This is a genomic window from Streptomyces sp. CBMA156 (genome assembly GCF_014596515.1).
In the GTDB taxonomy this organism is placed as follows: domain Bacteria; phylum Actinomycetota; class Actinomycetes; order Streptomycetales; family Streptomycetaceae; genus Kitasatospora.
Genome location: NZ_MSJQ01000115.1, coordinates 1 through 17,731, shown reverse-complemented (window position 1 = coordinate 17,731; position 17,731 = coordinate 1). Strand labels below are relative to the sequence as shown.

General features: G+C 72.5%; 12 protein-coding genes and 2 pseudogenes. 8 read left to right on the top strand and 6 right to left on the bottom strand.

The annotated features are described in order from the left end of the window. The 3 genes and pseudogenes from BU198_RS09700 to BU198_RS09690 form a co-directional block, all read right to left on the bottom strand. Positions 1 to 266 (bottom strand): annotated as a pseudogene (locus BU198_RS09700) (hypothetical protein); the annotation flags it as partial. 115 nt (positions 267 to 381) lie between these two features. After that, positions 382 to 849, bottom strand: coding sequence for a RidA family protein (locus BU198_RS09695; RefSeq protein ID WP_188295894.1), 468 nt, complete (start codon positions 847 to 849; stop codon positions 382 to 384). Continuing rightward, positions 846 to 1,004 carry a DUF4177 domain-containing protein gene (locus tag BU198_RS09690; RefSeq protein ID WP_094743074.1) on the bottom strand — a complete coding sequence of 53 codons (159 nt, stop codon included), beginning with the start codon at positions 1,002 to 1,004 and terminating at the stop codon, positions 846 to 848. The genes BU198_RS09695 and BU198_RS09690 overlap by 4 nt, the downstream gene beginning before the upstream one ends. Positions 1,005 to 1,216: 212 nt before the next feature. On the opposite strand from BU198_RS09690, the gene BU198_RS09685 reads away from it, so the two are divergent. Beyond that, positions 1,217 to 2,290: an ArsA-related P-loop ATPase gene (locus tag BU198_RS09685; RefSeq protein WP_188295895.1), complete on the top strand. Its 1,074-nt coding sequence runs from the start codon at positions 1,217 to 1,219 to the stop codon at positions 2,288 to 2,290. Beyond that, on the top strand, positions 2,287 to 3,477 hold the full coding sequence (locus BU198_RS09680; RefSeq protein ID WP_188295896.1) for an ArsA family ATPase: 1,191 nt from the start codon (positions 2,287 to 2,289) through the stop codon (positions 3,475 to 3,477). Before BU198_RS09685 ends, BU198_RS09680 begins: the two co-directional genes overlap by 4 nt. 48 nt (positions 3,478 to 3,525) lie before the next feature. Here BU198_RS09680 and BU198_RS09675 read toward each other — a convergent pair whose 3' ends face one another. Continuing rightward, positions 3,526 to 3,849: a WhiB family transcriptional regulator gene (locus BU198_RS09675; RefSeq protein WP_030240986.1), complete on the bottom strand. Its 324-nt coding sequence runs from the start codon at positions 3,847 to 3,849 to the stop codon at positions 3,526 to 3,528. A gap of 423 nt (positions 3,850 to 4,272) precedes the next feature. Here BU198_RS09675 and BU198_RS09670 point away from each other — a divergent pair, with 423 nt between their 5' ends. Next, positions 4,273 to 6,615 carry a transglycosylase domain-containing protein gene (locus tag BU198_RS09670; protein WP_188295897.1) on the top strand — a complete coding sequence of 781 codons (2,343 nt, stop codon included), beginning with the start codon at positions 4,273 to 4,275 and terminating at the stop codon, positions 6,613 to 6,615. Between the two features lie 299 nt (positions 6,616 to 6,914). Here BU198_RS09670 and BU198_RS09665 read toward each other — a convergent pair whose 3' ends face one another. Next, the gene (locus BU198_RS09665) at positions 6,915 to 7,367 is read right to left on the bottom strand and encodes a GatB/YqeY domain-containing protein (protein WP_188295898.1); all 453 of its coding nucleotides are present in this window, start codon (positions 7,365 to 7,367) and stop codon (positions 6,915 to 6,917) included. Between the two features lie 725 nt (positions 7,368 to 8,092). Here BU198_RS09665 and BU198_RS09660 point away from each other — a divergent pair. The 5 genes and pseudogenes from BU198_RS09660 to BU198_RS09640 all read left to right on the top strand — a co-directional run bounded on the left by BU198_RS09660 (position 8,093) and on the right by BU198_RS09640 (position 16,721). Continuing rightward, complete coding sequence (locus BU198_RS09660; RefSeq protein WP_188295899.1) at positions 8,093 to 9,400, top strand: helix-turn-helix domain-containing protein; 1,308 nt, start codon at positions 8,093 to 8,095, stop codon at positions 9,398 to 9,400. 368 nt (positions 9,401 to 9,768) lie between these two features. Beyond that, complete coding sequence (locus BU198_RS09655; RefSeq protein ID WP_188295900.1) at positions 9,769 to 11,430, top strand: AMP-binding protein; 1,662 nt, start codon at positions 9,769 to 9,771, stop codon at positions 11,428 to 11,430. Positions 11,431 to 11,612: 182 nt separating this feature from the next. After that, positions 11,613 to 11,831 (top strand): annotated as a pseudogene (locus BU198_RS44210) (SIP domain-containing protein); the annotation flags it as partial. Positions 11,832 to 12,177: 346 nt separating this feature from the next. Beyond that, positions 12,178 to 15,576: a S8 family serine peptidase gene (locus BU198_RS09645; protein WP_317620044.1), complete on the top strand. Its 3,399-nt coding sequence runs from the start codon at positions 12,178 to 12,180 to the stop codon at positions 15,574 to 15,576. 176 nt (positions 15,577 to 15,752) lie between these two features. Continuing rightward, on the top strand, positions 15,753 to 16,721 hold the full coding sequence (locus tag BU198_RS09640) for an alpha/beta fold hydrolase (RefSeq protein WP_223244171.1): 969 nt from the start codon (positions 15,753 to 15,755) through the stop codon (positions 16,719 to 16,721). Between the two features lie 73 nt (positions 16,722 to 16,794). On the opposite strand, the gene BU198_RS09635 is transcribed toward BU198_RS09640, so the two are convergent. Then, positions 16,795 to 17,731, bottom strand: a 937-nt coding sequence (locus BU198_RS09635) for a VWA domain-containing protein (RefSeq protein ID WP_188296425.1), incomplete at its 5' end; no start/stop codon positions are given.

Below are 17,731 nucleotides of genomic sequence, written 5' to 3'. Positions count from 1 at the left end.
TCGGGCGCCGGCCCGGCCCAGCGGGGCTCGACCTCGGCGTCCCGCGGGTCCACCCCGCCGCCGGGGTAGGCGTACATCCCGGCCGCGAAGGCCATCGAGGTGCGCCTGCGCAGCAGGTAGGCCTCCGGCCCCTCGGCGGTGTCGCGCAGCAGCACGACGGTCGCGGCGGGCCTGGGCAGCGGCGGGGTCACCGCGCCGGATTCGACCGCCCGGATCCGGGCAGGCCAGCCGGGCGGCATCGGGAGCGTCGTCGCTCGATGGTCCATGCCCGGATGCTAGGGCGTGTCCGACAATTCCCGCCAGGCTCACCGGTCGATCGGACACACCCCGGCAACACGGAGGCGGGGCCGGACAGGCCCGGCCCCGCCTCCGCGATCACGTTCAGGCGGTCTTGACCCGCACCTGGAGCTCGACCTCGACCGGGGCGTCCAGCGGCAGCACCGCGACGCCGACGGCGCTGCGGGCGTGCACGCCCGCCTCGCCCAGCACCGCGCCGAGCAGCTCGCTGGCGCCGTTGACGACACCCGGGACGGCGATGAAGTCGGGGGCGGCGGCGACGAAGCCGACGACCTTGACGACCCGCTCGATCCGGTCGAGGTCACCGATCACCGACTTCACGGCGGCCAGGGCGTTCAGCGCGCAGATCTGCGCGAGCTCCTTGGCCTCCTCCGGGGACACCTCGGCGCCGACCTTGCCGGTCGTCGGCAGCTTGCCGCCGACCACCGGAAGCTGGCCGGAGGTGAACACCAGGTCGCCGGACTGCACGGCCGGCACGTACGCGGCGACCGGGGCGGCCACCGGCGGCAGGGTCAGGCCCAGCTCGGCGAGCTTCTCCTCGACCTTGCTCATGCGTTCTTCTCCCGCTTGAAGTAGGCCACCAGCTGCTCCGGGTTCGGGCCGGGCACGACCTGGACGAGCTCCCAGCCGTCCTCGCCGAAGTTGTCCAGGATCTGCTTGGTGGCGTGCACCAGCAGGGGCGCCGTCATGTATTCCCACTTGGTCATGGCCAGACTCTAGACGAGCCGTCGCGGCGATCCGCTCCGCCGGCCGCGAGGCGTGTGAGGTGGGGCACAAAGAGGGCATGATCAGGCCTGGCGGCCCCGGTGCTCCGGGCATCCGGCGCGGTCCCTGGTTACCCTCGCGGGAGGGCACCCTGGCGAGGGGCACCCTCGGCAGGAGGGAACGCCCGCAGGACGGAGACGGACGGAGACGGAGCGTGGCACGCACCCCCGGCCAGACGGACCGGCGCGACCCCGACTGGGAGGGCGTCCGGCTGCACGTGGTCAGTGGCAAGGGCGGCACCGGGAAGACCACGCTGGCCGCGGCGCTGGCCCTGGCGCTCGCCGCCGACGGCGGGCGGGTGCTGCTGATCGAGGTCGAGGGCCGGCAGGGCATCGCCGAGCTGTTCGGGATCGCCGCGCTGCCGTACGAGGAGCGCCGGATCGCCTCGGTCTCCCGCACCCAGCTGGGGCTGCCCGCCGGTGACGCCGGCGCCGGCGAGGTCTTCGCGCTGGCGATCGACACCGAGCTGGCGCTGCTGGAGTACCTGGAGATGTTCTACAAGCTCGGCCGGGCCGGGAAGGCGCTGCAGAAGGTCGGCTTCGTCGACTTCGCCACCACCGTCGCGCCCGGCGTGCGGGACGTCCTGCTCACCGGCAAGGCCTGCGAGGCGACCAGGCGCAAGGAGCGGGACGGCCGGCGGCGCTACGACGCGGTGGTGATGGACGCCCCGCCGACCGGGCGGCTGACCAGGTTCCTGAACGTCAACGCCGAGGTCGCGGGGCTGGCCAGGATCGGCCCGATACACACCCAGGCGCAGGCCGTGATGCGGGTGCTGAAGTCGCCGGAGACCGCGGTGCACCTGGTCACCCTGCTGGAGGAGATGCCGGTGCAGGAGACGGTGGACGGCATCGGGGAGCTGCGCGAGGCGGCGCTCCCGGTGGGCGGGGTGATGGTCAACCTGGTCAGGCCGCCGGTGCTGGACGCGGCGGCGGTGGCCGCGGTGGACGGGGACCACCGCGAGGAGGTCGCCCTGGCGCTCGGGGAGGCCGGGCTGGGCGGCCGCCCGCGCACCGCGGAGAAGGTCAGGGCGGCGGTGGAGCCGCTGCTCGACCCGCTGCTGGAGCAGGCCAGGGAACACGCCGAGCGGGTCGAGCTGGAGCGCGCGCAGCGCGCCGACATCCAGCAGCTGCGGCTCCCGACGTACGAACTGCCGCTGCTGGGCGAGGGCGTGGACCTCGGCGGGCTGTACCGGCTGGCCGGCGAACTGAAGCGGCAGGGGGCGGCATGACCACCAACGGCACCGGCGCGACAGGCAACGGGGTCCGGAGCACCGGGCAGCGGCTCGCGGTGGACGGGCTGATCGACGACCCGAAGACCAGGATCATCGTCTGCTGCGGCTCCGGCGGCGTCGGCAAGACCACCACCGCCGCCGCGCTCGGCCTGCGGGCGGCCGAACGCGGCCGCAAGGTCGTGGTGCTGACCATCGACCCGGCCCGCCGGCTCGCCCAGTCGATGGGCCTGACCGAGCTGGACAACACCCCGCGGGTGGTCAAGGGGGTCACCGGCACCGGGGAGCTCCAGGCCATGATGCTGGACATGAAGCGGACCTTCGACGAGGTCGTGCTGGCCCACGCCGAGCCCGAGCGGGCCCGGGCGATCATGGAGAACCCCTTCTACCAGTCCCTGTCGGCCGGCTTCGCGGGCACCCAGGAGTACATGGCGATGGAGAAGCTCGGGCAGCTGCGCGCCGCCGAGGAGTGGGACCTGATCGTCGTGGACACCCCGCCGTCCCGCTCGGCGCTGGACTTCCTGGACGCGCCCAACCGGCTCGGGTCCTTCCTGGACGGCCGGGTGATCCGGATCCTGACCGCCCCGGCCAAGGTCGGCGGGCGCAGCGCGATGCGGTTCCTGAACGCCGGGATGGGCCTGCTCACCGGCACCCTGGGCAAGATCTTCGGCGCCCAGCTGCTCACCGACGTGCAGACCTTCGTCAGCGCGATGGACTCGATGTTCGGCGGCTTCCGCGAGCGCGCGGACCGCACGTACCAGTTGCTCAAGGCGCCGGGCACGGCGTTCCTGGTGGTGGCCGCGCCGGAGCGGGACGCGCTGCGCGAGGCGGCGTACTTCGTGGACCGGCTGGCCGCGGACCGGATGCCGCTGGCCGGGCTGGTGCTCAACCGGGTGCACGGCACGGGCGCGCCGCAGCTCACCGCGGAGCGGGCACTGGCGGCCGCCGAGGCCCTGGAGGAGAACGGCTCGGAGCACACCTCACCCGAGGCGGAGCTGCTCGCGGCAGGTCTGTTGCGGCTGCACGCCGAGCGGATGCAGATCGTGGGGCGCGAACGCCGTACCCGCGACCGCTTCGTCTCGGTGTACCCGGACGTGCCGATCGTGGAGGTGCCGGCGCTGCCGGGCGACGTGCACGACCTGGACGGACTGCGGGCCATCGGGGACCGGCTCAACGGCGCGGTGTAGTCCTCGCCCGCGGGGCCGACCGGCCCGGACCGCATGGTGCGGCCGGGCTCAGCCCGCCTGGGCGTAGTCCGTCAGTATCACGCCGGTCGCGAGGGACTCCTCGTACTCGGTGCGTGCCGTCTCCAGCAGCCTCCGCCACGAGATGACGGTCGGGCGGCGGCGCAGCAGCGCCCGGCGCTCGCGTTCCGTCATCCCGCCCCACACCCCGAACTCCACCCGGTTGTCCAGGGCGTCCGCGAGGCACTCCGTCCGTACGGGACAACCGCTGCACACCGCCTTCGCGCGGTTCTGCGCCGCCCCCTGGACGAACAGTTCGTCCGGATCACTCGTGCGGCAGGCGGCCTGCGCACTCCAGTCGTCAACCCAGCCCATCCCGGCGCCGTCCTCTCCCGTATCGAGGCTCCCCCACGGCGGCAACGGCATGTTCACCGTTGCCAGTTGAGGACGTTACGGAAGAACGACAGCTTGCAACAGCCCCTTCGGGCTCAATCTCGCATGACCCGATCGGACTATGGGTATCGATCAGCTCACTCGTTGGAGTGATCGCAGGTCGTACACCTTGCCAAGGGCCGAACCCTCACCCTCGCCACAGACGTCACCACGGAGTGTGACCGGCCACAGGGGTACAGCAGGCCACAGCTGCCTCAAAATCCGGCCATCGGCGGGCAATTCGGGCAAGTCTCCTCGCCCACACGAGTGAACGATGTTGACGCACCGAAGCTGTCGCAAGCTTGTGACAAGCCTAGGCGAACACCTGCCCCGGTGTGCGGGATTCCGCGACGTAGGGTTCTCCCCATGGCACCGAAGCGCCCCCAGGCACCCCAGCCCCCAGGCAACACCGGAGCTCCGCGCGACCGCTCCGGCGGATCAGCGCTGGAGCACGCCGGCAACGGCGTGAAGTTCCTGGGCGTCAGCGTGCTCTCCGGACTCCTGCTGGCAGGCCTCGCCCTGCCCGCCGTCGGCGCCATCGGGCTGACCGCCAAGGACACCGCGGAGAGCTTCGACAGCGTCTCCGACGACTTCAAGACCCCGCCGCTCACCCAGGCCACCCAGATCTTCGACGCCAAGGGCGGCCTGATCGCCAAGGTGTACGAGCGCGACCGCACGGTCATCCCCGCCGACCAGATGTCGCCGTTCATGCGGTACGCCCAGGTCGACATCGAGGACGCCCGCTTCTACGAGCACGGCGCCGTCGACCTCAAGGGCATCCTGCGCGCGGTCAGCAAGAACGCCGAGAGCGGCACCACCTCCCAGGGCGCCTCGACGCTGACCCAGCAGTACGTGAAGAACGTCAACGTGGAGAAGGCCGGCGACGACCAGGCGGCCGTCCTGGAGGCCCAGCGCAAGACCCTGGGCCGCAAGATCCAGGAGCTCAAGGTCGCCATCAAGCTGGAGGAGGAGCTGAGCAAGGACCAGATCCTCACCAACTACCTCAACATCACCTTCTACGGCCACCAGGCCTACGGGGTCGAGGCCGCCTCCCAGCGCTACTTCAGCAAGAGCAACAAGGACCTGACCGTCGCCGAGGCCGCCACGCTGGCCGGCATGGTGCAGAACCCGTCGTCCTTCGACCCGGTGCGCTACCCCGAGAACACGGTCAAGCGCCGCAACGTCGTGATCGACAAGATGCTGGAGAACAAGCACATCACCCCGGACCAGGCGAAGGAGGCGAAGGCCGCCCCGCTGGGTCTGAAGTACAAGGACCCGCAGAACGGCTGCATCACCGCCAAGGCCGGGATGGGCTTCTTCTGCGACTACGTCCGCCACGTGGTCAAGCAGGACCCGGCGTTCGGCAAGAGCGCCGACGAGCGCAAGAAGGTGTGGAACACCGGCGGCCTGAACATCTACACCACGCTGGACCCGGACAAGCAGGCCGCCGCGCAGAACGCCGTCACCTCGAAGGTCAACGTGACCGACCAGGTGTCGGCGGCCGCCACCATGATGGAGCCGGGCACCGGCAAGATCCTGGCGATGGCCCAGACCCGCCCGTACGGCCTGGACCCGAACAAGAACCAGACCGTCGTCAACCTCAACGTGGACGCCGCGATGGGCGGCGGCAACGGCTTCCAGACCGGTTCGACCTTCAAGCCGATCCTGGCCGCGGCGGCGCTGGAGTCGGGCATGTCGAACACCCAGTCGTTCCCGTCCGAGAACAAGATCGAGTACCCGCAGATGTCCACCTGCTCGGGCACCTGGAAGAACACCGACCGGCCCAAGGTGACGGTGAAGAACGAGCAGGAGAACGAGGTCGGGCCGTACCAGCTGAAGGAGGCGATGGCCCGCTCGATCAACACCTACTTCGTGCAGATGGAGCAGCAGGTCGGCCTCTGCGCGATGAAGCAGATGGCGAACAAGCTGGGCATCACCCAGTCCGCCAAGGGCGACGCCTTCCAGGAGGTGCCCTCGATGGTCCTCGGCACCCTGGAGCTCTCCCCGCTGACCATGGCGAACGTCTACGCGACCTTCGCCGCCCGCGGCAAGTACTGCACCCCGGTCGCGATCAACAAGATCACCACGGTGGACGGCAAGGACATCGCGGTCCCGCAGGCCCAGTGCAGCCAGGCCTTCTCCGACCAGACCGCGGACTCGCTCAACGCCGTCCTGCTGAACGTGACCGAGAAGGGCACCGCGGCCGCCCTGACCATGGACGACGGCCGCAAGATCGCCGGCAAGACCGGTACCACCGACGAGAAGAAGGCCGCCTGGTTCAACGGCTACACCCCGTCGCTGGCCACCGCGGTCTGGCTCGGCGGCCCGGCCGGCGGCGTCAAGATGAAGAACATCAACATCGGCGGTAAGCACTTCGACGACGTGTTCGGCGCGACCGGCCCCGGGCCGATCTGGGCGCTGGCGATGAACCAGGCGCTCAAGGGCACCCCGCTGGAGCCGATCCAGACCGCCAACATCCCGGACCCGCAGCCGGTCACTCCCCCCGGGGCCACCACCGCGCCGGCCGACCCGAACGCCGCCCAGCCGCCCGCCGGCAACCCCCCGCCGCCGCAGCAGCAGGGCGGCACCACCGGGCTTCCGGGCGGGCTGCCCGGCGGACTGCCCGGCGGGTTCACCTTCCCGCCCGGCATCGGCGGGCCCGGCAACGGGAACGGGAACGGCCGTCACGGCGGCAACGGGAACGGCTGACCGGCTTCCCCGCGCTCGGTGGACGAGCATGCCGAAGGGGCGCCCTCCAGTGCGGAGGGCGCCCCTTCGGCGTGTTGCCGGGCGCCGGGGGCGGGGGCGGGGGCGGAACGGGCGGCCGGATGCCGCACGACGGCGCCGGAACACTCGATTCAGGCCAGTGCGCCGCCGCCTCGCGGGGGCCGGGGGCGGGCCCGACCGCCCAGGTCAGGCCCGGACGGGCTCGGACGGTGCGGGCCCGGAAGGGTCGGGCCGCAGCGGGTCGGATCAGCCCCGGCCGGGTCGGGCCGGAGCAGGGCGGATCAGAGCAGGGCGGCCTTCACCGCGGCGGCGACCCGGCCCCCCTCGGCCAGACCGTCGACCTTGGGCTTCACCAGCTTCATGACGGCACCCATCGCCTGCGGGCCGCTCGCGCCGCTCTCGGCCACGGCGGCCGCCACGATCGCGGCCAGCTCCTCGTCGGAGAGCTGCTTGGGCAGGTACGTCGCCAGCACCTCGCCCTCCGCCCGCTCCCGGTCCGCCTGCTCCGTCCGGCCGGCGGTGTCGAAGGCCTCGGCCGCCTCCCGGCGCTTCTTCGCCTCGCGACCGATCACCTTCAGCACCTCGGCGTCGGACAGCTCGCGCTTCTGCTTGCCCGCCACCTCCTCGCTGGTGACGGCGGCCAGCGTGAGCCGGATGGTGGACGAGTGCAGTTCGTTCCGGTCCCTGATGGCAGCGGTGAGGTCCTCGTGCAGCTGCTCCTTGAGCGTTGTCATTTCCTCTTCATATCCTTCGGCCGTGGGTGGGCTCAACCGGGTTTCCCGCAGGCATCCAGCGGGTTTTCGCAGATGAACGAGTATGCCCCGGCGACACCGGCCGTCCCTCGCCCGGCGGCGCGTCGGGCGACGCCGATCCGACCCGGGAACGGCGGAGGTCGAGTCCGTGAACAGCCGACGGCCGGGTCCGTGAACAATCGGCGATCAAGGCCGGGAACGTCCGACGGAATCGGGCCACGGTGGCCGAAAATGCCCGCACGCACCCGGTCGAAAGGCCGGGAATTGCCGGAAACCGCGCGAAGTTGCCGGTGTCGGAGGGGCACCTAGAACGCTGCGGCCACTTCCCGGAATTTACCCGCGTAGTACACTCGTTCGCGCGTCGCCCGAGCAGCCCCCGAGCGGCGATCACCTCACCGCAAAAGCACTGCCGAAGACCGCGGCCGAACAGCTGCGACAAACCGTCACCACGTCCCCGATTCATTATTCCACGGCACCGACCCACTGCGGCCCGAGCGCCGTGCGGCCCACGCCCGTCGCGGCCCGCGCGGACCGCGAACCGTGCGCACTGCGGCCCGAGCCCGGTACGAGCGCTCACGCCTGCGCTCCGACCGGTCGCCCGGCCGGAGCGATCGTTTTCGGAGTGACCGGCGCCTCGAAACGGCGCATCGAGTTCTTGACTTGTTCTTGACTTGTATTCTGCTCACGACAGCAGGAAGCGCGGGGGAATGGACAACAATCAGCTTCGCTCGATGTTGGTAACGCAACGGAAGATGGTCGGCTGGAGCCAGGAGCAATTAGCCGAGCACTCCAATGTCAGTGTCCGGACCATTCGCAATCTGGAAACCGGTGCCATCAGGAATCCGCGGCGCAGTTCCGTGGAACTCCTGGTGGGGGCACTGTTCTCCGCGGCGACCAACCGCGACGTCCTGATGTCCCAGGCCGGACGGCCCGGCACCCCCGCCGCGCTGCTGCCCGCACGGCCCGAACCCCGCCTGCTGGCCCCGGCCGCCGCGATCCCGGAAACCGCACGGTGGCAGGGGCTGCGCCCCAAGACGGACATCACCGTCGGCCGCCAGGCCGACCTGCTGCACGTCGTGACCGCCCTGCGCCCCGGCCGGCCGCTGGTGCTCACCGGACCGGCCGGAGTCGGCAAGACCCGGCTGGCGCTGGACTCGGCCGCCCACCTCCTGGACCGCTTCCGGGACGGCGTCGCCGTCCTGGAACTCGGCTCGGTCACCCCCGAGGGCGTCGACCCGGCAGCCGCCTCGGCCCAGGCCCAGCGCGCGCTCGACACCCTGTTCCGGAGCTTCGACCGCGACCCACGGACCAGCCCCGAGATGCAGATGCTGCTGGTCGTCGACAACGCCGAGCACATCATCGACACGGTGGCCCGGCAGGTCAGGGCGCTGCTGGAGCGGCACCCCGCGCTGCACATCGTGATCACCTCGCTGCGGGCACCCGCCGGCGTCCCCGCCGACCTGTGGGAGGTGTCGCCGCTGTCGGTCGACCAGCCGGACGGCCTGTACGGCTGCCCGCCCGCCGCCGAACTGTTCTGCCGCCGGGTGCACTCGGTCGTCCCGACACTGGACCTCAGCGACCAGATGCCCCAGGTGGTCGAGCTGTGCCGGCGCCTCGGCGGTCTGGCGCTCGCGATCGAGAACGCCGCGTTCCGGATGCGCTCGGTGCCGCTGCGCGTCCTGGTGGAGGAGTGCCGGGTGCTGCCGATCCTGGGCCAGGAGGAGGTGGGCGGGCTCTCCCACCACCGCTCGCTGCACCGCAGCCTCGCCTGGGCGTACGGGCTGCTCGACGAACGGCAGCGCCGGGCGCTCAGACGGTTCTCCCGCTTCCCGGAGGACTTCTCCATCGAGGACGTCCGGCAGGAGCCGGTCGACGACGCGCTGGAGCCCTCCCGCAACCTCGACGTCCTGGCCGAGCTGGTCGACTTCTCCGTCGTCCAGGTGAACCGCGGCCACCAGTACGCGTACCGGGTGCCCCGGATGATGCGCGAGTACGTCAACGCCATTCCGGCCTGAGGCCGGCCCCACGCCCGTACCGTCCGTGCTGCCCGCGCTCCCGTCCCTGCGCGGGCTCCGGGCCCTGCTCGTGCTCCGGTGCGCTCTCCTCCCCGCCGGTCGCCTCCCCCGGTTCCGCACCGATGCCGCACCGATGCCGCGCCGGTTTCGCCGCCGGTTCGTCGCCGCCGACGCCGGGCCTGCGCCGGGCCCGCGTCGCGGGCGTCGGCCAGGAAAGCGACCGGCAACCTGCCTTGCCGGTCCCCGGTGCCCCCGCGACGGACTTGCCCGCTGGGATTCCTGTCCTCCCGCCCGAAGGAACCGGAGGATTCCGCGTGGGCGGCACCAGTTTGCTCCGGATGACGCGAGGATCTGGGAGGAATCGGTCAATGAGCACCCCCGACAGGGCCCTGCTGGACTGGATCGAGGAGGCCCCCGAGGAACGCGGCCTCCGCTTCGCCGGACCGGGCGACTCCTGGGACTTCCACAGCTACGCCGACCTGGCCGAGCAGGTGCTGCGCACCGCCGAGGCGCTGCGCACCGCCGGAGCCGGGGACGGCGACGTGGTGGCCGTCGTCCAGCGGTGCAGTCCCGGCTTCGTGGCGACGTTCTTCGGCGCCATCGCGGCCGGCTGCACCCCGTGCTCGATAGCGCCGCCGTTCGCCCTCCAGCGCCGCGGCGCGTACGCCGAGCGCGCACGGGCCCTGTTCACCACCGCGCGGCCCGCGGTGATCGTCTGCGACGACGAGTCCCTGGCCCTGGTGCGCGGCGTCACCGAGGGTCTCGGCCTGCCCGCCCCGGTGCTCTTCGACGCACTCGTTGCCGGCGTCGGACCGGCCTCGAAGCCGTACCCCCCGGCCGAGTTCGCGCTGCTCCAGTTCACCTCCGGCTCCAGCGGCCGCTCCCGCGGCGTCCTGATCGGGCACGACGCGCTGCGCAACGACGTGAACGCCATCCACCGCTGGACCCAGTGGCTGCCCGGTGACGCCGGTGTCTCCTGGCTGCCGGTCCACCACGACATGGGCCTGATCGGCTGCCTGGTCAGCTTCGTCACCGTGGGCTGCGACGGCTGGATGCTGCAACCCGACGACTTCCTCCGCTCCCCGCTGCGCTACCTGCGCTGCCTCAGCGAGAACAAGCTCTCCCTCACCGCCATGCCCAACTTCGGCCTGGTGTACATCCTGAACCGGGTCCGGCCGGAGCAGCTGGAGGGCCTGGACTTCGGATCCGTCCGCTCGCTGATCCTCGGCGCGGAGCGGATCGACCCGCAGGTGCTGGAGGACTTCGAGAAGCTGCTCGGCCCGTACGGCTTCGACCGGCGCGCGCTGCTGCCCGCGTACGGCGGGGCGGAGGCCACCCTGGCGGTCACCGGCCTGCCGATCGGCGAGGGCTGGACCACCGTCGACCTGGAGGGCGAGCAGGCGGGCCGCTACGTCGGCTGCGGGCGGCCGCTGCACGGCGTCCGGGTACGGGTGGTCGACGACCACGGTGACGAGGTGCCGGACCGGGTGGTCGGCGAGGTGCTGGTCAGCGGCGGCACCGTGGGCACCCGCTACCGGGACGACATCGTCACCGCCTCCGGCACCGTGCTGGGCGGCGGGGTGCTGCGCACCGGCGACGCGGGCTTCATGAGCGGGGGTCAGCTCTTCGTCGTCGGCCGGATCGGCGACGGCGTCAGGGTCCGCGGCCGGATGGTGTTCGCCGAGAACCTGGAGGCCCGGCTGCACGAACTGGGCATCCCTCAGCGGCGGGTGGCGATCCTGCTCGGCCACCGGGAGGACCGTCCGACCGGCGTGGTCGTCCTGGAGAAGCCGGAGCCGCGCTGGCAGTCGGCCGCCCACTCGGTGCTCGCCGAGGCCCTGGGCCACGAGGCGGACCTGCTCGCGGTCGAGATGCCGCGCGGCGGGATCGCCGTCACCTCCAGCGGCAAGCCGCGGCGCCGGGTGATGTGGGCGGCGCTGACCGCCGGCGAGCTGCGCGGGGACATCCGGAGCCTGACGCCGGCCCTCCTGGGCGCGGCCTCCCCTCCCGGTGCCCCCCGTTCCCAGTAACCCCCATTTCCGGTTACGCCTACCCTGATCGCATGACCGAAGGAGACGACGGGCTGGTCCTCACCACCCCCGGGGGCGGCCGCTTCCACTTCGACCCCGGCGCCCTCTGCCTCGAACTGCTCACCACCGGCGGCCCCGGCCCGTACGCCCGGTACGAGGTGCTGCACCGGCCCGCCGACCTCGCCGTCCGGTCCGCCGGGCTGCCGGCGGGCCGGCCGTTCGCCTGGCTGGCCGGCGAGGCGGGAGCCGTCCGGGCGCTGCGCCGTCACCTGGTCGAGGAGCGCGGGGTGCCGAAGGCGTCCATCGACTTCACCGGCTACTGGCGCCACCGGCTGACCCAGGACGACGCGCCCACCGCCGAGGACCTGGCGGACGCCCAGGAGCGGCTGGCCGGGTACTGACCGGCCGGCCGGGTACCGACCAGGGGGAGCGGCCGGGCACGGAAAGGGCCGATCGGCTGAAAGATGCGGATTCGGCCCGATTTCCTTCGTGGATTTTACTGACTGATGGTCAACTTTACTTTCTGATGGGGATTTACCCCCTTGTCGTGATCCTCTCAGGTGCGTTGGAATGCGTCAGCTGTCATCTGACGAGAGGATTTATATGATCGGCTGGCGGAAAACCCAGCTAGCAAGTGCCGTCACCATCACCGCCGCGTCCATGGTCCTGAGCCTCGGGACGGCCGCGGGCGCGGCTCCGGCCCCCGCACCGCGGAACGCCCCGACGGCGTCCGCGGACGGAGCCCCGGTGCCGGTGATCGTGATCCTGAAGGACCAGATCGCGGACGCCCCGGCGGACCACGGCCACCTCGGCGCCCGGCAGCAGAAGACCGCCGACGCGCAGGCGCCGCTGCTGAACCAGGTCAGGGCGGCCGGCGGCACCGACATCAAGAGCTTCGTGGTCGGCAACGCCTTCTCCGCCACCGTCAGCCCCGCGCTGCGGGACCGGCTCCAGGCGGACCCGGCGGTCTCCGCCGTGGTGGCGGACACCCAGGTCCAGGTCGCCCCGGCGGGCGCCGGCAAGGCGAAGGCGGCCAAGGACGCCGCCGGTACCGGGGCCGGGGCGGCCAAGGCCGACGCCGCCCCGCAGGCCGTTTCGGGCAGCAACGGTCAGAACGGCAACGGTCAGAACAGCAACGGGCTGGTCGGCAACAGCCAGGGCGGTGAGGAGAACGCGACCAACACGGTCTGCCCCTCCGACCCGGCCAAGCCGCTGCTGGAGCCCGAGGGCCTCTACTCGACCCGGGCCGTCACCGGCAACGGCAAGCCCGGCGTCGAGGACCTGGCCACCGGCAAGGGCGTCAAGGTCGCCTACATCGCCGACGGACTGGACCCGGACAACCCGGACTTCATCCGGGCCGACGGCTCGCACGCCGTGGTCGACTTCCAGGACTTCGCGGGCGACGGCTGGAACGCGCCGACCGGCGCGGCGGAGGCCTTCGGCGACGCCTCGGCGGTCATCGCCCAGGGCCGCCAGGTCTACGACGTCTCCCAGTTCGTGAACCCCTCGCAGCCGCTCCCGGCCGGCTGCACCATCCGCATCCGCGGCCTCGCCCCGGACGCCGACCTGGTCGCGCTGAAGGCCGGCGGCGAGATGATGGCCAACTCCTCGATCCTCCAGTCGATCGACTACGCGGTGCGGGTCGCCCACGTGGACGTGCTGAACGAGTCCTTCGGCGGCAACGTCACCCCGGACAGCGGCGCGCACGACACCATCTCGCTCTTCAACGAGCAGGCCGCCAAGGCCGGGGTCACCGTCGCGGTCTCCACCGGCGACGCCGGGATCAGCGGCACGATCGGCACCCCGGCCACCGACCCGTACGTGATCGCGGTCGGCGCCTCCACCGACAACCAGAACTACCAGCAGACCGGTTACGCGGCCTCCCGGTTCTCGAACGGGACCTGGAGCGACAACCGGATCTCCGCGCTCTCCTCGGGCGGCTTCACCCAGGCCGGCCGGACGGTCGACCTGGTCGCGCCGGGCGAGTCGGACTGGGCGCTGTGCACGCCGGATCCGAGCAGGTACACCGACTGCACGGGCTACAACGGCAAGCCCACACCGATCCAGCCGTTCGGCGGCACCAGCCAGTCGGCCCCGTTCGTCACCGGCGCCGCGGCCCTGGTGATCCAGGCCTACCGCGACACCCACGGCGGCGACTCGCCGGCCCCGGCGCTGGTGAAGAAGTTCCTCACCGGCACCGCCACCGACCTCGGCGTCCCGGCCGAGGAGCAGGGCGCGGGCCTGCTGAACGTCCGCGCCGCCGTCGAGGCCGCCCGCGGCTACGCCGGCGGGGACGGCACCGACGGCGCGAAGGCCGTCCTGGTCACCACCGGGCAGGTCGACATCGCCGGCGCCCCCGGCTCGACCCACACCGCCGACGTGACCGTCACCAACACCGGTGACACCACCCGGACGGTCAGCGCCACGACCCGCGGCTTCGCCCCGCAGTCGAGCAACCGGCAGACCGTCCAGCTGGACCCGTCCTCGAAGGACACCTTCAAGTACGCGACCAACGGCACGGACTGGGTGCAGAAGCAGGTGAAGTTCACCGTGCCGGCCGGCGCCGACCGCCTCGCGGCCTCGATCGCCTGGCAGGGCGCGCCCAACCCGGTCACCAACGGCCCGGTGGTCCGGATGACGCTGCTCGACCCCTCGGGCCGCTTCGAGACCAACACCCGCCCGCAGGGCGGCGCCACCCCGGCGAACTTCGGCCTGGTGGACGTCCCCCACCCGGTGGCCGGCGAGTGGACGGCGGTCCTCTACACCCCGGCGGGCCAGGCCGGTTACGGCGGAGCCGTCCAGCTGGGCACCGCCACCCAGCGCGCGGTGCCGGCCGGCACCGTGAGCCCAGGCACCACCGACCTGAAGCCGGGCCAGACCAAGACCCTCAAGGTCCGGCTCACCACCCCGGCCACCAGCGGCGACTCCAGCGAGGCCGTCCTGGTCTCCGGCTCCGACGGCAGCACCACCAGCGTCCCGGTGGTGCTGCGCAGCCTCGTTCCGGTGAACCAGGGCACGGGCACCTTCACCGGCACCATCACGGGTGGCAACGCCCGCAACGCCTCGCCGACGCAGAGCTTCTCGTACGCCTTCGACGTCCCGAAGGGCCGGCAGGACCTGCGGGTCGGCCTGACCGTCGGCAAGGACGCGAAGCTGCTCATGCAGGGCGCGCTGATCAGCCCGAACGGCACCCCGGTCGACATCGAGGGCAACGGGCTGTTCGACGCCCAGGGCCAGCTGACCGGCACCGGTGACGGCGTCTCGGCCACCGCCGTCAAGCCAGCCGCCGGCCGCTGGCGGTTCGTCCTGAACGTGCTCGGCCCGGTCAGCGGCCAGGAGCTCGCCCAGGACTTCACCGGCACCGTCGCGTTCGACCGGAACCAGGCCACGGCGGCCGGGCTGCCGAACGACGTGCGCACCGGGCTGGCCGCCGGAAAGCCGGTCACCGTGCGGGTGGACTACACCAACAACACCGTCGCGACCCAGCGGATCGCGGCCGACGGCCGGCTGGACCGCAGGGCGGACCTGCCGCTGGTGCCGCAGGGCTCCTCGGCGACCGTCGCCCTGCCGCTGACCCTCAGCTCCACGGTGCCGTCCTTCCTGGTGCCGCCGGGCACCGACCGGCTCAAGGCCGTGGCGGCGTCCTCGACGCCGGCGCAGATCGAGCTGAGCGCCACCGCGGGATCGCCGGACCTGTTCGGCGACCTGAAGAAGGCCCAGGACGGCTCGGCCATCTCGGTCGCGACCGACAACGGCACCGCCGAGCAGCCGGTCGTCCCCGGGAACTGGACCACCTTCGTCCAGCAGATCGGCCCGTTCGGCACCGGCGGCGCGCCGGCCGGCACCTCCACCCTCACGGCCACCGCGCACACCCTGGCCTTCGACCCGGCGCTGACCTCCAGCACCGGTGACCCGTACGCCGCCGCGGTGAACGCCTCGGCCCCGGCCGCCACCCCGGTGACCGTCGCGCCCGGTGCCACCGGCTCGTTCCAGGTGACGTTGACCCCGGCCGGCCCGAAGGGCAGCACGGTCAAGGGGGTGCTGTACCTGGTGTCGGGACCGACCGGCGTGGCCACCGCCAACAACGTCCTGAACACCACCGGTTCGGTGCTCGCGGCGATCCCGTACAGCTACACCGTGAACTGATCCTGCGTCGGTTCCGCTCGGTCCGAGGCCGCCCCGGGAGGTTCCGGGGCGGCCTCGGACCCGGCCGATTTCCGACTCCGGCTGCTTCCGGCTCCGGCCGCCGACGGGATTCCGGAGGCGGTGGGCCGGGCAGGGTCGGGGTGAACGGATGTCTTCACCAGATGGGGAGTTGTGAGTTGAACGACGCGATCAAGCACGGCGAGGCCGAGGTGAACGGCGTCCGGCTGCACTACGCGGAGCAGGGCGAGGGGCCGCTGGTCCTGCTGCTGCACGGCTTCCCGGAGAGCTGGTACTCCTGGCGGCACCAGTTCGCGCCGCTCGCCGAGGCCGGCTACCGGGTCGTCGCGCCGGACCAGCGCGGGTACGCCCGCAGCGAGCAGCTCGAGCGGGTGGACGCCTACACCCTGCTGCACCTGGTCGGCGACGCGGTCGCGCTGATCGGCGCGCTGGGCGAGGAGCGGGCGGTCGTGGTCGGGCACGACTGGGGCGCGCCGGTGGCCTGGGCCGCCGCGGCGCTGCGGCCGGACCTGGTGCGCGGGGTGGCCGGGCTGAGCGTGCCGCCGCTGCCGGCCGGGCCCGGCACCCTGTCGGCCGCCCGGGAGAACTTCGGCGACGGCTTCTACCAGATCTACTTCCAGGAACCGGGCCGCGCCGACGCCGAGCTGGCGGCCGACGTGAAGTCCAGCCTGCGGCGCATCCTCTGCGGCCTCCAGCCCGGCGGCGAGCCGCGGCCGTGGGTCGTCCCCGAGGGGAAGACGCTGCTGGACACCGTCCCGGAGCCGGACCGGCTGCCGGACTGGCTCACCGACGCGGACCTCGACGCGTTCACCGCCGACTACGCCCGGCACGGCGAGCGGGCCTTCACCGGGGGCCTCAACTGGTACCGCAACATCGACCGGAACAGCGAGCTGATGACGGCGTTCGCCGGCCGGCCGATCGACGTGCCCGCGCTGTACGTGGTCGGCGAGCAGGACCTGGTGAACGCGATGATCGCGCCGGAGGCGGTCGAGTACCTGCTGAAGAACCTGACGCCGAGGCTGCACCGGCACGTCCGGCTGCCGGACACCGGGCACTGGACGCAGCAGGAGCGCCCGGCCGAGGTCACCGAGGCGCTGCTGGACTTCCTGGCGCAGCTGGCGGAGTAGCCGGTGGCGGGCACCGCCCCGCGCGGGGCGGTGCCTGGTGCCTGGTGTCCGGCCCGGTGCCTGGGGCCCGGCGTCAGACCGGCAGCAGGCGGCCGATCAGCTCGCCGAGCCGGCGGGCGTTGCGGCAGGAGTGCATCTCCACCACGCCCGCGTAGGCGAGCGCGGCGGAGTCGCCGGTCGCCCAGAGCGAGGGCTGTTCGGGATTGAGCCAGAACACCCGGCGGGCCCGGCCGGCGATCCGGCGCAGCGCGTCCGGGTTGGGGTCGCGATGGTTGGTGCGGGCGTCGCCGAGGACCAGGACGCAGGTGCGCGGGCCGACGGCGTCCAGGTGGTGCTCGGCGAACTCGCCGAGCGCGGTGCCGTAGTCGCTGTTGCCGTGGTAGCCCGTCACTTTCGCCTCGGTGAGGATCCGGGCGGCCAGGTGCGCCGGGTCGTCGCCGCCGCGCAGCAGGCCGGTGACCTCGGCGGTGCGGTTGACGAAGGCGAACACCCGGACCTTGCCGAACTGTTCGCTCATCGCCTGCACCAGCAGCATGGTGAAGTCGGCGAAGCCCGCCACCGATCCCGAGACGTCGCACAGCAGCACCAGCTCGGGGCGGGCCGGGCGGCGCAGCCGGTACGCGGGGCGCAGCGGCACCCCGCCGGTGGTCAGCGAGCGGCGCAGGGTGCGGCGCAGGTCGATCTCGCCACGCGCGGCGCGGCGGCGCCGGGCGGCCAGCCGGGTGGCGAGCTTGCGGGCCAGCGGGTGGACGGTGCGGCGCAGTTCGGCGAGCTGGTCGCGGCCGGCGTAGAGGAAGTCGACCAGGTCGGCGGTGGGGGCGACGGCGCGTTCGGCGATCCGCTCGGGGCCGCGCAGTTCGGCGACCCGGCGGCGGGCCTCGCCGGCGGTCATCGCGCGGAAGTCCCTGATCCGGCGGCGGATCTCGTCGGCGAGCACCCGGTCGGAGAGGTCCTGGGCGCCCTGGCGCTCGCGCAGCGCGGCGAGGACGCGGGCGAGCAGTGTCTCCGGG